The sequence below is a fragment of the Pseudomonas bharatica CSV86 genome (genome assembly GCF_000319305.2).
Taxonomy (GTDB): Bacteria; Pseudomonadota; Gammaproteobacteria; order Pseudomonadales; family Pseudomonadaceae; genus Aquipseudomonas; species Aquipseudomonas bharatica.
In genome coordinates, this window is record NZ_AMWJ02000001.1 from 35,287 (window position 1) to 49,200 (window position 13,914).

Annotated in this window: 13 protein-coding genes and 1 pseudogene; 9 read left to right on the forward strand and 5 right to left on the reverse strand. The window is 64.8% G+C overall.

The window, feature by feature from the left end; all coding sequences use genetic code 11:
- Positions 1-18: 18 nt before the first annotated feature.
- Genes CSV86_RS00190 through CSV86_RS00200 form a run of 3 tightly spaced genes read left to right on the forward strand, consistent with a single transcriptional unit; the run spans position 19 to position 3,445 of the window.
- A complete protein-coding gene (locus CSV86_RS00190; protein ID WP_009395138.1) occupies positions 19-1,023 on the forward strand; it encodes an ABC transporter substrate-binding protein in 1,005 nt (334 codons plus the stop codon).
- The gene (locus tag CSV86_RS00195; protein ID WP_009395140.1) at positions 1,023-2,039 is read left to right on the forward strand and encodes an ornithine cyclodeaminase family protein; all 1,017 of its coding nucleotides are present in this window, start codon (positions 1,023-1,025) and stop codon (positions 2,037-2,039) included. Before CSV86_RS00190 ends, CSV86_RS00195 begins: the two co-directional genes overlap by 1 nt.
- Complete coding sequence (locus CSV86_RS00200) at positions 2,036-3,445, forward strand: HAL/PAL/TAL family ammonia-lyase (protein ID WP_009395141.1); 1,410 nt, start codon at positions 2,036-2,038, stop codon at positions 3,443-3,445. The genes CSV86_RS00195 and CSV86_RS00200 overlap by 4 nt, the downstream gene beginning before the upstream one ends.
- A 49-nt stretch (positions 3,446-3,494) precedes the next feature.
- Here CSV86_RS00200 and CSV86_RS00205 read toward each other — a convergent pair whose 3' ends face one another.
- Positions 3,495-3,818, reverse strand: coding sequence for a DUF3509 domain-containing protein (locus CSV86_RS00205; protein WP_009395143.1), 324 nt, complete (start codon positions 3,816-3,818; stop codon positions 3,495-3,497).
- A 165-nt stretch (positions 3,819-3,983) separates the two neighbouring features.
- On the opposite strand from CSV86_RS00205, the gene CSV86_RS00210 reads away from it, so the two are divergent.
- A protein-coding gene (locus tag CSV86_RS00210) for an IS3 family transposase (protein WP_085982835.1) occupies positions 3,984-5,350 on the forward strand; the annotation gives its coding sequence in 2 pieces (ribosomal slippage) (positions 3,984-4,449 and positions 4,449-5,350; 1,368 coding nt in all).
- An 87-nt stretch (positions 5,351-5,437) separates the two neighbouring features.
- On the opposite strand, the gene CSV86_RS00215 is transcribed toward CSV86_RS00210, so the two are convergent.
- On the reverse strand, positions 5,438-5,893 hold the full coding sequence (locus tag CSV86_RS00215; RefSeq protein ID WP_009395057.1) for a universal stress protein: 456 nt from the start codon (positions 5,891-5,893) through the stop codon (positions 5,438-5,440).
- A 148-nt stretch (positions 5,894-6,041) separates the two neighbouring features.
- Here CSV86_RS00215 and CSV86_RS00220 point away from each other — a divergent pair, with 148 nt between their 5' ends.
- From CSV86_RS00220 to CSV86_RS00240, 5 genes and pseudogenes are all read left to right on the forward strand, one after another.
- The gene (locus CSV86_RS00220; protein ID WP_009395053.1) at positions 6,042-6,947 is read left to right on the forward strand and encodes a LysR family transcriptional regulator; all 906 of its coding nucleotides are present in this window, start codon (positions 6,042-6,044) and stop codon (positions 6,945-6,947) included.
- 106 nt (positions 6,948-7,053) lie between these two features.
- Complete coding sequence (locus tag CSV86_RS00225; RefSeq protein ID WP_009395052.1) at positions 7,054-8,592, forward strand: MFS transporter; 1,539 nt, start codon at positions 7,054-7,056, stop codon at positions 8,590-8,592.
- 6 nt (positions 8,593-8,598) lie between these two features.
- On the forward strand, positions 8,599-9,681 hold the full coding sequence (locus CSV86_RS00230) for an HlyD family secretion protein (RefSeq protein WP_376699729.1): 1,083 nt from the start codon (positions 8,599-8,601) through the stop codon (positions 9,679-9,681).
- The gene (locus CSV86_RS00235) at positions 9,678-11,141 is read left to right on the forward strand and encodes an efflux transporter outer membrane subunit (protein WP_009395050.1); all 1,464 of its coding nucleotides are present in this window, start codon (positions 9,678-9,680) and stop codon (positions 11,139-11,141) included. The genes CSV86_RS00230 and CSV86_RS00235 overlap by 4 nt, the downstream gene beginning before the upstream one ends.
- 92 nt (positions 11,142-11,233) lie before the next feature.
- A pseudogene (locus tag CSV86_RS00240) lies at positions 11,234-12,027 on the forward strand (SDR family NAD(P)-dependent oxidoreductase).
- Positions 12,028-12,127: 100 nt separating this feature from the next.
- Here the strand turns inward: CSV86_RS00240 and CSV86_RS00245 are convergent.
- The 3 genes from CSV86_RS00245 to CSV86_RS00255 form a co-directional block, all read right to left on the reverse strand.
- Positions 12,128-12,952, reverse strand: a complete 825-nt coding sequence (locus CSV86_RS00245; protein ID WP_009395048.1) for an SDR family oxidoreductase — start codon at positions 12,950-12,952, stop codon at positions 12,128-12,130.
- A gap of 64 nt (positions 12,953-13,016) precedes the next feature.
- A complete protein-coding gene (locus tag CSV86_RS00250) occupies positions 13,017-13,370 on the reverse strand; it encodes a hypothetical protein (RefSeq protein WP_009395046.1) in 354 nt (117 codons plus the stop codon).
- Positions 13,371-13,446: 76 nt separating this feature from the next.
- Complete coding sequence (locus CSV86_RS00255; protein ID WP_009395045.1) at positions 13,447-13,911, reverse strand: hypothetical protein; 465 nt, start codon at positions 13,909-13,911, stop codon at positions 13,447-13,449.
- Positions 13,912-13,914: the final 3 nt, after the last annotated feature.

Here is a 13,914-nt window from a genome sequence, read left to right on the forward strand (position 1 = left end):
CGAACCCGAGGCATTAGCATGAAACTCCTGAAAACCCTGTTGGGCACCACCCTCGTCACCCTCTCGTTGCTCACCCATGGCGCCGACAAACCCCAGCCCATCCACTTCGGCGACATCACCTGGGAAAGCGGCAGCTTCATCACCGAGGTCCTGCGTCTGCTGGTGGAAAAGGGCTACGGCTACACCACCGACACCCTGCCCGGCAGTACCGTCAGCCTCGAAGCGGGGTTGGCGAAAAACGATATCCAGGTGATCGGTGAAGAATGGGCCGGCCGTAGTCCGGCCTGGGTCAAGGCCGAAGCCGAGGGCAAGGTATTCGGCCTCGGCGATACGGTGAAGGGCGCCACCGAAGGCTGGTGGGTGCCGGAATTCGTCATCAAGGGCGACCCTGAGCGCAATCTCCCGGCCCTGGCGCCGGACCTGAAATCGGTTGCCGATCTGCCGCGCTACACCAAGCTCTTTCAGGATCCGGAAGCCCCGGGCAAGGGCCGCTTCCTTAACAGCCCTACCGGCTGGACCTCGGAAATCGTCAACAGCCAGAAGCTCAAGGCCTATGGCCTGAACGACAGCTTCGTCAACTTCCGCACCGGCTCCGGCGCGGCGCTGGATGCCGAAGTGGCCTCGTCGATCCGCCGCGGCAAGCCGGTGCTGTTCTACTACTGGTCGCCCACCCCGCTGCTGGGCCGCTACAAGCTGGTGAAGCTGGAAGAGCCGCCATTCGACGCCGAAGCCTGGAAAACCCTGTCCAACGCCAATCACCCCAATCCACGCGGCAGCCGCTCGATGCCGGCACGCCTGGCAATTGGCGTGTCCGCACCTTTCCATGCCCAATATCCGGAGCTGGTGGACCTGTTCGGCAAGGTCGATCTGCCCATCGACCTGCTCAACCAGACCCTCGCCCGCATGAGCGAAAAACGCCTGCAACCTCGCGCTGTTGCCGAGGATTTCCTGCGTGACCATCCACAGGTCTGGAGCGCCTGGGTGCCAGCCGACGTCGCCGCGAAAGTCAGTGGGAGCCTGTGATGAGCAGCGTGCATGAACCGATCTACATCGATTTTCTGAATGGTCTCGACGTCGCCGAACTGAACCTCGACAACGACGAAATCCTTGCCGCCGTCGAAGCCGGGCTGGCCTTGCAGGGGCAGGGCGAGGCGGTGATCGAGCCACGTACCCACCTGATTCCCGGTGCCGGGATCAATGGCCATTTCAATGTGCTGCGCGGCGTGCTCGGCGGTGAGATCGGCCGGGCCGGGGTCAAGGTGGTCGGTGATTTCGTCGACAACTATCGCCAGGGCCTGCCGTCGGAGCTGGCGATTCTCAACCTGCTGGACCCGGCCACCGGGGTGCCGAAGGCGATCCTCGATGCCTCGGCTATCACCGATATGCGCACCGGTGCACTGACCGCCATCGGTGCCCGGCACCTGGCCAGGCCCGGCAGCAAGGTGCTGGGGCACATCGGCGCGCGGGGCACGGCGTACTGGAATGTGCGCCTGCTGGATCACCTGTTCGATTTCGACGAGATCCGCGTGCATTCGCGTCGGGTCGAGAGCCGCGAAGCCTTCGCCGAGCGCCTGCGTCGCGACCTAGGCAAACCGGTGGTGGTGACCGAGGACTGGAAGAGCACCGTGCGCGGCGCCGATATCGTGGTCGAAGCATCGCGGCTGGAACGGCCCGAGCCGTTGTTGCGCACCGAGTGGATCGAGCCGGGCGCCTTTGTCGTGCCCTACGGCACCATGAGCGCGGTGGAGCTGTCGCTGACCGACATCATGGACAAGCTGGTGGTGGACGATTGGGGGCAGTGCAAGGGTGGGCAGTTCGGCTCGCTGCGTGCCCATGTCGAGGCAGGGCGGCTGAGCGCGCAGACGCTGCATGCCGAACTCGGGCAGATCGTCGCCGGGCTTAGGCCGGGGCGCGAGCATCCGGGTGAAACCATCCTGTTCTGGCATCGCGGCCTGAGCCTGAGCGATATCGCCCTCGGCCATGCCTTGCTGGACAAGGCCCGGCACTTGGGGATCGGCCAGCGGTTGCGTTGGGCATGAGGCCCATCGAGCGTTTGCTGGCGGTGGTGGATGGCGAGGTGTCGGCGCGACTGGATGAAGGTATGCGAGGGCGCATTGACGCCGGGCATGCCTTGTTGCTGGAACTGATCGCAGCGGGTGCGCCCATCTATGGTGTGACTACCGGGCTGGGGGCTGCGGTGGATCACGCGCAGGGCGATGCCGGGTTCCAGCAGCGCATTGCTGCCGGCCGGGCGGTGGGTGTGGGGCGGCTGGCGTCGCGGCGGGAGGTACGGGCCATTATGGCGGCGCGGCTGGCCGGGCTGGCCCTGGGGCGATCGGGCATTTCTCTCGCCAGTGCCTTGGCGCTCGGGGATTTCCTGGATCACGGCATTCACCCCGAGGTGCCGTTGCTCGGCTCGCTTGGGGCAAGTGACCTGGCGCCCCTGGCCCATGTGACCCTGGCTTTGCAGGGGCAGGGCTGGGTCGAGTATCACGGCGAGCGCTTGCTGGCGGCTGAAGCCTTGCAGCGGGCCGGGCTGACGCCGTTGGTGCCACGGGACAAGGACGGTCTGGCGCTGGTTTCGGCCAACTCGGCAAGTATCGGGCTGGGAGCCTTGCTGGTCAGCGAGACGCAGCGGTTGCTGGATCGGCAGCGGGGTGTGCTGGCGTTGTCCTGCGAAGGCTATCGCGCTGGCGTGGCACCGTTTCAGGCGGCGCACTTGCGGCCCGCGCCGGGGCTGGTGGAGGAATCGAAAGCCTTGTTGGCCTTGCTCGAAGGCGGTGAGCGGCAGGCGCGGCGATTGCAGGATCCGTTGAGCTTTCGCTGTTCCACGGTGGTGCTGGGGGCGGTACGTGATGCACTGGCGCGGGCCCGGGACATCGTCGTGATCGAGCTGCAGAGCGGGGCGGATAACCCGGCGCTGGTAGTGGAAAGCCGTGAGGTGCTGGTGACGGCGAACTTCGACAGTACCCATCTGGCGCTGGCATTCGAAGGTTTGGGGCTGGCCTTGAGCCGGCTGGCGGTCGCCAGTGCCGAGCGGATGGCGAAGCTCTTGTCGCCTGGGTCCAGCGAGTTGCCGCACTCCTTGAGTCCGCGTCCGGGCAGTGTCGGGCTGGCGGCCTTGCAGCGCACGGCTGCGGCGCTGGTGGCGGAGATCGTGCACCTGGCCAATCCATTGCCGGCGCTCAGCGTGCCGGTGGCGGACCGGGTCGAGGATTACGCGGGGCAGGGGCTGGCTGTGGTGGAGAAGACCGCGCGGCTGGTGCAACGGGTGGAGTGGCTGGTCAGGATCGAAGCGGTGGTGGCGGCGCAGGCGGTGGATTTGCGGGAGGGGATCACGCTGGGTTCGGAGGCGGCCGGGATCTACCGGCAAGTCAGGCGGGTGGTGGCGTTCGTGGAGGAGGACAGGGCCATCGATGTGACCGGGGAATTCTGGGGCCGCTAGCGCGGCCCAATCGCTGGCAAGCCAGCTCCCACAGGTTTGATGTAGGGCTTCAGATCTGCGCGGACCCTGTGGGAGCCCGCTTGCCAGCGATGAGGCCCCAACGGCCACCGCCATGGCGCTCGGTCATCGCCGCCAGGATATCCACCGCGCTATGCCCCTGCTCGATGGCAATCCCGAACCTGATGCTGTCGATCAACCGCTCCAGCCGTTTCGGGCAATCTCGTTGCTCCCGGTTGATCAAGCGCTTGGCGACCACGCGCCCGTGTTCATTGGACAGGGTCAGCATGATGCTGCCGTCCAGGCGTTCGATGCTGAGGTTGACCCGGTACTCGTCCGAGAAGGCATCGCTGATCTGCTGAAAGGGATTGTGCATGGTGCTCACCTGACAAGGACATGCATCGATTGACTAAGCGCTCGATGGGTAGTTCCAAAGGGTTGCAAGGCCCGGGCCGAGTGGTCATGTCAGTTCACAGATCTTTCGGTGCACTGAGCTGCGCCCCGGATGTTGGACAAAAAATCCAACACCGGGGTGTTTTGCATGACCAAGTATTCAAAGCAGTTCAAGTTGTCCGCCATCGAAGCCTTCCTCAAGCGAGGCCGAGGTTTCCGTCATGTGGCGAACCAGTTCCAGATAGATCCCACCTTGCTTCGCCGTTGGGTCGTGGCCTATCAGCAACACGGCAGGTCCAGCCTTGAGCGTCGCCATCAGCGCCACAGCGCCGAATTCAAGATTACGGTGCTTCACCGCATGCTAAATGACCGTCTTTCTCAGCGCGCCGCCGCAGCGTTGTTCAACCTAGGTAACTCTAGTCAGCTGGGCAGATGGCTGCGCCAGTATTACAGTGACGGGCTCGCAAACCAGCTTTCTGTAGAAAAGAGTTCAACCCGCACCATGCCTAAGCCTTCCGCCAAGTCCTCCAAGCCTGCAGCCGTGCGTAACGAGGACCTCTCGCCCAAAGAGTTACTAGAGAAAGTTCGCATGCTTGAAGCGGAGAACGCCTACCTAAAAAAGCTCGAGGAGTTAGAGGAGGCGAAGCTCAGGCAGATCCGGGCAGCAAGGAAAAAGCCCAGCTGATTACCGCGCTGCGCCGACAGTTCAGGCTGAAATACCTGCTGATCGCTGCTGGTTTGCCTCGTAGCACTTACTACACCTACTTCGGGGACGAGGGCGCCGAGGATAAGTACGCTCCACTGAAACAGGCGATGCGGGGCATTCAGGAGCACCACAGGGGCCGGTATGGTTATCGTCGCATGACCGCTGCGCTGCGCCAGAAAGGGCACGTGATCAACGGCAAGAAAGTGCGCCGCCTCATGGGCGAGTTGGACCTCAAGTGCACGGTACGACCGAAGAAATACAAGTCGTACAGAGGGCTGATGGACGAAGCATCGCCGAACACCATGAACCGGGAGTTCGCTGCTGATCAGCCGAATCAGAAATGGGTGACAGACGTTACCGAGTTCAAGGTGGCTGGAGAAAAGCTTTATCTGTCGCCAGTTCTGGACTTGTACAACGGGGAGATCGTGGCCTATCAAACGGATACTCGGCCGCGTTACACCCTGGTGGGAACGATGCTTGAACGAGCGCTGGAGAAGCTGCCGGCTGACAGTAAGCCGATGCTGCACTCAGATCAGGGATGGCATTATCGCTATCCGGATTACCGCCAGCGCTTGAAAGAAGCGGGCTTGGAACAGAGCATGTCGCGCAAGGGCAACTGCCTGGACAATGCGGCGATGGAAAGCTTTTTCGGCACGCTGAAGTCGGAGTATTTCTACCGCGAGAAATTTGAGAGCATCGAGCAATTACGCGCTGGGATTGATGATTACATCCGCTACTACAACCACGAACGTATCAAGATGAAGCTCGGCGGCCTGAGCCCTGTAGCGTACAGAGCACAAGCCGCATAGCTTTAGACAAAAGTGTCCAACATCCGGGGCGCAGCTCACACACTTGTGGGAGCTGGCTTGCCAGCGATGAGGCCCGAAAGATCGCCATCAATGCCCGGTAGCCCCCACCAGCACCGGGCACCCCACCTGATCGATCACCTTCCCGCTCACCGACGGATCCAGCAACCGCCCCAGCCGCGACAGGTGCCGGTGGCCCATGACGATCAACTCCACACCTAGCTCCCGCGCGGTACCAACGATCGCCGCCACCGGCTCGCCGGTCACCAGGCTGCCGGTGCAATCGTCGAACCCAGCCTCGCGCAGCGCCTTGACCGCCTCGCCGACCGCCCGCTCGGCCAATTGCTGTTCATCGCAGGCCGCCGGGTATTCCTCCAGCTCGCCCCGGGTGTAAGGCGCGGGATGATCATGCACCGCAAAGGTGCTGTCGATCGCCAGCAGCACATGCAGACGGTGCAGTTCAGGGCGGCAGTAGTGGCGCGCCAGGTCAAGCAGGGTGCTGCAGGCGGGGGAGGCATCAATGGCGATCAGTACCGGACTGGACATGCGGATTCCTTGGAAAGGAGCAGGAAACGGCATTCTCCGCCCATCGCCGCGCTCCGATAAATGGCCTGCCATGCACTGGAATGTTGCGTCCGGCGCAATCCAGCGAGCTGTTAAGATCGCGTTTTCATCACGACAAACGGAAGCCGGCATGCAACTCCCGGACATGAACCTGCTGGTCGCCCTCGACGCCCTGCTCGACGAGGGCAGCGTGGTTGGCGCCGCCCAGCGCATGAACCTGAGCCCGGCGGCCATGAGCCGTACCCTGGGGCGTATTCGCGAAGCCCTGGGTGATCCGATCCTGGTCCGTGCCGGTCGCGGCCTGGTGCCGACTCCACGAGCGCTCGCGCTCCAGGAGCAGGTACGGGGCCTGGTGGAGCAGGCCGGCCAGGTCTTCCGTGGCGGCGACGAGGTGGACCTGCCCAACCTCGACCGCGCCTTCAATATCCGCACCAACGACCTGTTCATCGCCCTCTATGGCGCACAACTGCTGCGCGCCATGCACGAACAGGCACCGCGCACCGTGCTGCGCTTCGTTCCGGAAAGCGGCGGCGACGACGACGCGGTGCTGCGTGACGGGCGCACCGACCTGCTTATCAGTTCAAGCATCGAGCTTGGGCCGGAGATCAAGGTGCAGAGCCTGTTCAACACCATCTACGTCGGCCTGGCGCGACGTGACCACCCGATCTTCGACAAGGAGATCACGCCCGAGACCTTCGCTGCCTATCCGCAGATCAGCGTGTCGCGCCGTGGCCGGGCCAACGGGCCGATCGATGTCGAACTGGCCAATTACAAGGTGCAGCGGCGGGTGGCGCTGATTACCCCGAGCTTCCACTCGGCGATGTTCTCCTTGCCGGCTTCGGACCTGATCCTGCCGATGCCGGCCAATATCCTCAACAGCGTGCACCGGCTTGGCTTGCCGCTGCGCTCCTTCGAGATTCCGCTGCCGATGGAGCGGGTGACAGTGATGCAGGCCTGGCATCCACGCTTTCATAACGACCCCGCCCACCGCTGGCTGCGCCAGACTCTGAAAACCTGCTGTGAAGTGGACCCATGAGCCTCGGATTGCGTTTAGTGCAATCGTAAACTGCCCATAAGTCAGTTTTCGTCAGTAGTCAGGGTTTTTAAACTCCCTCCAGCCAATTTGTTGCTGGAGATTTCTGATGACGTCCCTGTCCGCGCCCCTTGCTGCGCCAGTCGCCCCCCAGGCGGCCGCACCCGCGCAGCCGGCGTTCGGCCTGCGGGTCGTGGTCGGGCTGTTCGGCGTGTTGCTGGCGGTGCTATGCGCCGGGCTCAACGAGATGGTGACCAAGAGCTCCCTCGCGGATATTCGTGGTGCCATGGGCATCGGTGCCGACGAAGGCGCCTGGCTGGTGGCGGTATATGCCGCTGCCTCGGTGTCGGCCATGGCCTTTGCGCCCTGGCTGGCGACTACCTTCTCTCTGCGCCGTTTCACGATGTCGGCCATCGGTGCGTTCGCCGTCCTCGGTTTGCTCCAGCCCTACGCCCCGGACCTGTACAGCCTGATGCTGCTGCGCATCGTCCAGGGCCTGGCCTCGGGAGCGCTGCCGCCGATGCTGATGAGCGTGGCCCTGCGCTTCCTGCCGCCGGGGATCAAGGTCTATGGCCTGGCCTGCTATGCCCTCACCGCCACCTTCGGCCCCAACCTTGGTACGCCGTTGGCCGGACTGTGGACCGAATATGTCGGCTGGCAGTGGTCGTTCTGGCAGATCATCGTGCCGTCGTTGCTGGCGATGTTCTGTGTCGGCTGGGGCCTGCCCCAGGACCCGCTGCGCCTGGAACGCTTCCGCCAACTGGACTGGCGCGGCGTGCTGCTCGGCCTGCCGGCCATCAGCTCGCTGGTCCTTGGCCTGAGCCTGGGCGACCGCTGGGGCTGGTTCGATTCGCCGCTGATCTGCTGGCTGCTCGGCGGCGGCCTGGTGCTGCTGGTGCTGTTCATGTTCAACGAATGGTCCGAGCCGCTGCCGTTCTTCCAGTTGCGCATGCTGGGCCGGCGCAACCTCAGCTTCGCCCTGGTGACCCTGGCCGGGGTGCTGATCGTGCTCTCGGCGGCGATCAGCATTCCCTCGGCCTACCTGGCCCAGGTCCAGGGTTATCGCCCGGCCCAGACCAGCCCGCTGATGCTGCTGGTGGCCATGCCGCAGCTGATCTCGCTGCCGCTGGTGGCGGCGCTGTGCAATATCCGCGCAGTGGATTGCCGCTGGGTTCTGGCGTGCGGCCTGGGGCTGCTGGCCCTGGCCTGCCTCGGTGGCACCCAGCTGACGTCGGCGTGGATCCGCGACAACTTCTATGTCCTGCAACTGCTCCACGTGTTCGGCCAGCCGATGGCCGTGCTGCCGCTGCTGATGCTCTCCACCAACGGCATGAGCCCGCAGGAAGGGCCGTTCGCCTCGGCCTGGTTCAACACGGTGAAGGGCCTGGCGGCAGTGGTCGCCGGTGGCCTTCTGGATGCCCTCGGCACCCTGCGCCGGCATTTCCACTCCACCCACCTCAGCGACAGCCTGGGCAACGCGCCCTTGCTCGACGACAGCGCCGCCGGCCTTGCCGGGCGCATTCATGAACAGGCCCTGGTACTGACCTCGGCCGACCTGTACCTGGTCATGGCCTGCATCGCCGTGACCCTGATCTGCCTGATTCCTTTCGTGCCTACACGGGTCTACCCACCGCGCGCGGTGGCCTGAGCCCAGATGAATTCGAGATTTGCCGACATGACCCCTACCCGCAAGAACATCCTTATCGGCTCGGTGCTCGCCATCGCCGTCCTCGTAGCCCTCGGCGGCCCGCACCTGTTGGGCAGCGACCAGCGGCAGAGCACCAACGATGCCTATGTCAGTGCCGACTACACCGTGGTCGCGCCCAAGGTGGCCGGTTTCATCAAGCAGGTGCTGGTCGAAGACAACCAGCAGGTCCAGGCCGGGCAACTGCTGGCGACCCTCGACGACCGCGATTACCAGGCTGCGCTCGATGCGGCCCAGGCGCAGTTGCTGGTGGCCCGGGCGCAAAGCGCCGATGCCCGTGCCACGCTCGAGCGCCAGGCTTCGCTGATTGCCCAGGCCGAAGCGGCGGTCAAGGCGGCGCAGGCGGAAGCGGCCTTCGCCGATCATGAAACCACCCGCTACAGCCGTCTGGCCGAGCAGGGCGCCGGTACCGTGCAGAATGCCCAGCAGGCGCGCAGCCGCGTGGACCAGGCCCGTGCCCGCCTGGCCAACGCCCAGGCCGCCTTGCTGGCGACCCGCAAGCAGGTGGATATCCTCGAAGCCCAGGTAGCCAGCGCCGACGGCCAGCTCAAGCGGGCCGAAGCAGGTGTGGAAAAGGCCAACCTGGACCTGTCCTACACCCGCATCGTCGCTCCGGTGGACGGCATGGTCGGCGAGCGTGCATTGCGCGTCGGTGCCTACGTCAACCCGGGAGCGCGCCTGCTCTCGGTGGTGCCGCTGGACCGCGCCTATGTCGTCGGCAACTTCCAGGAAACCCAGCTGACCCATGTCCAGCCCGGCCAGCCGGTGAGCATCAGTGTCGATACCTTTGCCGGCGAAACCCTGCGCGGCCATGTGCACAGCATCGCACCGGCCACCGGGGTGACCTTCGCCGCGGTCAAGCCTGACAACGCCACGGGCAATTTCACCAAGGTGGTCCAGCGCATTCCGGTGAAGATCGTCTTCGACGCAGACCAGCCGCTGCTGGAGCGCCTGCGGGTAGGCATGTCGGTCGAGGCGGTGATCGACACCCGGGGCGATACCCTGGGTGGCAAGGAGGTCAGCGCGCGATGAGCCACCTGTTTCGCTTGACTCCGATCGTGTTCGGCGTACTGCTCGCCGGCTGCACCTTGGGCCCGGATTTCCAGCGTCCCGACAGCCAGGCACCACAGCAGTGGACGCCCTTGCAAGGCGAGGCGGCGGCCAGCCGGCCGACTGCCGAGCCGTTGGAGCTGCGCTGGTGGGAGAATTTTCACGATGCCCGCCTCAGTGCCTTGATCGAGAAGGTCGCGGCCAACAACCTCGACCTGCGCATGGCCAGCGCGCGCCTGCTGCAAAGCCGTGCCTTGCGCAGCAGCATCGCCGCCGATGAAACACCATCGCTGGGCTTCAGCGGCGGCTACAGCCGGGCGCGCAATAGTGCCGAGGGGCTGAACGATCCGTCCGGGAATTCAGGCAAGGCCGCCTACAACCTTTGGCAGGGCGACCTGGTCGCTGGTTGGGAGCTGGATCTGTGGGGCCGGGTACGACGTCAGGTCGAGGCGGCCGATGCTGGCGTGGAGGTGGCCGAGAACGACCGTCGCGGCGTGTTGCTGGCGTTGCTGGCGGAGACTGCGGGCGACTACATCCAGCTGCGCGCGGTGCAGCATACCCTGGCGGTGACTCGCGACAACCTGAAGGTCGCCCGGCACAGCCTCAAGCTGTCCAATGACCGTCAGGCCCAAGGGGTCGCTACCCGTCTCGATGTGGCCCAGGCCAGTGCCCAGGTGGCTTCCATCGAGGCGCGCTTGCCGACGCTTGAAGCGCGCCAGGCCGACCTGATCAACGCCATCGGCCTGCTCGCCGCCGAACCCCCGCGCACCCTGCAAGGCGAGCTGCTGGAAAACGCCGAACTGCCCGCGCCGCAGCAGCGCTTCGCGATCGGCGTGCCGTCGCAACTGGCCGAGCGCCGGCCGGATATCCGCCAGGCCGAGGCCCGCCTGCATGCCGCCACGGCCAGCATCGGCGTGGCCAAGGCGGACTTCTACCCGAGTATTCGCTTGTCCGGGAGTTTCGGTTTCCAGGCCATGCAACTGAGTGATTTCGGCGCCTGGGACTCACGGCGCTTCGCCATCGGTCCGCAGATTTCCCTGCCGCTCTTCGAAGGCGGGCGCCTGAGCGGTGTGCTCGAACTGCGCGAGGCGCAGCAGCAGGAAGCGGCGCTGAACTACCGCAAGGTGGTGCTCGGCGCCTGGCATGAAATCGACGATGTGCTACGCCTTTACAACGCCAGTCAGTTGCGTCGCGACCATCTCGCCGAGGCGGTCAGGCAGAACCGCATCGCGCTGGACACGGCACAGCGGCAGTATGTCGAAGGCGCGGTGGATTTCCTCAATGTGCTGACCGTGCAAGGGGCATTGCTCGCCAGCGAGGAGCAGTGGATCGACAGCTCGGCGGCGGTGTCGCAGGCGCTGGTGGGGTTGTACAAGGCGTTGGGTGGTGGCTGGCAGGCGTTCGATCTGGCGGAAACACCCCAATTGACCAAACACCCCTGAACCCTGTGGGAGCTGGCTTGTCGGGCCGCCGAACCGCAGCTCCCACAGTGACCGAGTTGCTCTTTAGGTTTATTTAACTCCAGGAGGCACACATGCAAATCTCCCTCAACGGCAAGCGCGCCATCGTCAGCGGCTCCACTGCCGGCATCGGCCTGGCCATCGCCATCGGCCTGGCCGAGGCGGGTGCCGAGGTGGTGCTCAACGGGCGCAGCCAGGCCCGGGTCGACCAGGCCCTGAAGCAGGTCCGCGACAAGGTTCCGGCAGCCCGCATCATCGGCGTCGCCGCCGACCTCGGCACGGCCGAAGGCGCCCGCCTGCTGTTCGAGCAGGTGCCGCAGACCGATATCCTGGTCAACAACCTCGGCATCTTCGAGCCCAAGGGGTTCTTCGAGACCAGCGATGAAGAGTGGCAGCGCTTCTTCGAGGTCAACGTGCTCAGCGCGGTGCGCCTGTCACGGCATTACGCCCCAGGCATGAAGGCGCGCAATTGGGGCGTGTGCTGTTCCTTTCCAGCGAATCGGCGCTGCAGATCCCGACCGAGATGGTGCATTACGGCACCACCAAGACCGCCTTGCTGGCGGTGTCCCGCGGCCTGGCTGAAACCCTGGCGGGCACCGGGGTTACGGTGAATGCCGTGCTGCCGGGGCCGACCCGTTCGGAAGGTGTGGGGGATTTCTTCGGACAGATGGCCAAGGACCAAGGCGTGTCGACGGCGGAACTGGAAGCCAGCTTTATCGCCGAGCACCGGCCCAGCTCGATCATCCAGCGCCTGGCGACGGTGGAGGAGGTGGCGAACCTGGTGGTGTACCTGGCCTCGAAGCAGGCCAGTGCGACCACCGGCGCGGCGATGCGGGTGGATGGCGGGGTGGTGCGGTCGATAGCCTGATTTTTGCGGTGTTCTTGCGGGCCTCATCGCTGGCAAGCCAGCTCCCACAGGGATCGCGTAACCTGTGGGAGCTGGCTTGCCAGCGATGAGGCCCTGGAGGTCACAAGGTTCTGTTGAGCCCAAACTTCTTCTTCAGTACTCCCTGCAACAACCGCGAAGGCAACAGGTTCGCCATCAGCGGCAACGCCCGGCTGCCATTGCCCAGCCTGACCAGCCCCGGCACCGGTGTCTTGCGCACCGCCGCCAGTACACCGGCAGCGAACTCGCTGGCCGGTGTCGGCCGGTCCTGCGAGGCACGCGCCCGTGCCCGAATATTCTCGCGCAATGGCCACCAGGCCGATTCCGGTGTCAGCACCTGCTCTGCCTCATGCCCGGCATTGCTGGCGAAACTCGACTGGATCGCCCCCGGTTGCACTTCCATCACCCGGACGCCGAATGGCGCCAGTTCCAGGCGCAGGGCATCGCTCAGGGCATGTACCGCGGCCTTGGATGCGCAATAGGCGCCGGCGAAGGGCGTTACCAGTACTCCGGAGACGCTGCCGATATTCACCACCAACCCGCGCGCGCGACGCAGCGCCGGAAACAGCGCGCGGGTCACCCCGACCACGGCGAAGACATTGGTCTCGAACTGCCGCTGCATCGCTTCGACCCCGCCATCCAGCAACGGGCCCATGGCGCCATAGCCGGCGTTGTTGATCAGCAGGTCAAGGCCGTCATGCTCGGTGTCGATGGCTTCGGCCAGTTGATGCAGCGCGCGGGCATCATTGACATCCAGCGGCCAGGCGCGGAAACCGGCGGCGGCGAGTTTTTCCACATCCCCGGCCTTGCGCGCGGTGGCCCAGACCGTGTAGCCAGCATCGCGGAACGTGTCGGCGAGGGCGCGGCCGATGCCGCTGGAGCAACCGGTGATCAGGGCGACAGGCATGGTGGGCGGTCCTTCGTGACAGGGAGAAGAGCCCGATCATACCGGTTCATCCGCATCATGCACCTCAGTAGAGCAAATGCAGGGCTTTCCTGATCGCCATCATGCTTACCGCGTTGATCACGCTGGGCCGGCAACCCCGGCTTGGCAGCAGAATCTGCGCCGGCAGTTTTTCAATGCCGATGTCGTCCAGCAGACGACTTAGCGTCCGGTTCTGTTCAGGGGAGCCGTAGTCGTCGAGATCGAACTGATAGAAGACGAATTGCGGATAGATCGGCGAATCGCGGCGAACCTCTTCCAGGAGGTCGCGACTGAGGCGGTCGCTTGCCGAACCGACCAGGATCATGCCGGGGGCGTCGCGTTCGTCGGTTTCCAGCAAGCGCGTCAAGGCATCGACTCCCTTCAAATGGCGGACGTCCATGGGCTTTCTCCTTCATGGTGAGTCTTCCTGAGCTAATTGAAGACCCGACGCGCACATTGCGAAACTGACAAAAATGCTAGTTGGCAAAGCTGCCTTGCAGGTGTTCGGCGCGGAATTCGAGGGTTTGCGGGCGATAGCCGGAGCGCAGCGGCGGCAATGGCAGGCAGTCGCTCCAGTCGGCGCCGGCCTGGAGTTCGCCGGGGCCGCGGTAGCGCGGGGCGGCGTAGGTGTTCTCGGCGAGATTGACGCTGTCGCCGGGCGCATAGGCGGCGACGCGCCAGCGCAGTTCGGTAAGTGGCACATCATTGCCATTGTTCATGCGTACCCGCAGCGGGCGTCCGGCGGGGCATTCCTGCGGCAGGTAGTCCAGGCGCAGTTCCAGGCGTGCCAACTGGCGAGCCTCGCGGGTATCCAGCCACGCCACCCAGCCGCCGACCATCACCAGCCCGAGCAGCGCCGCCAGCGACACCGGCAGTGCCTTGGCCGGATAACGCAGCAGCAGGACCAGCCAGGTCAGGATAAGCAGGATGCCGACGAACATGAT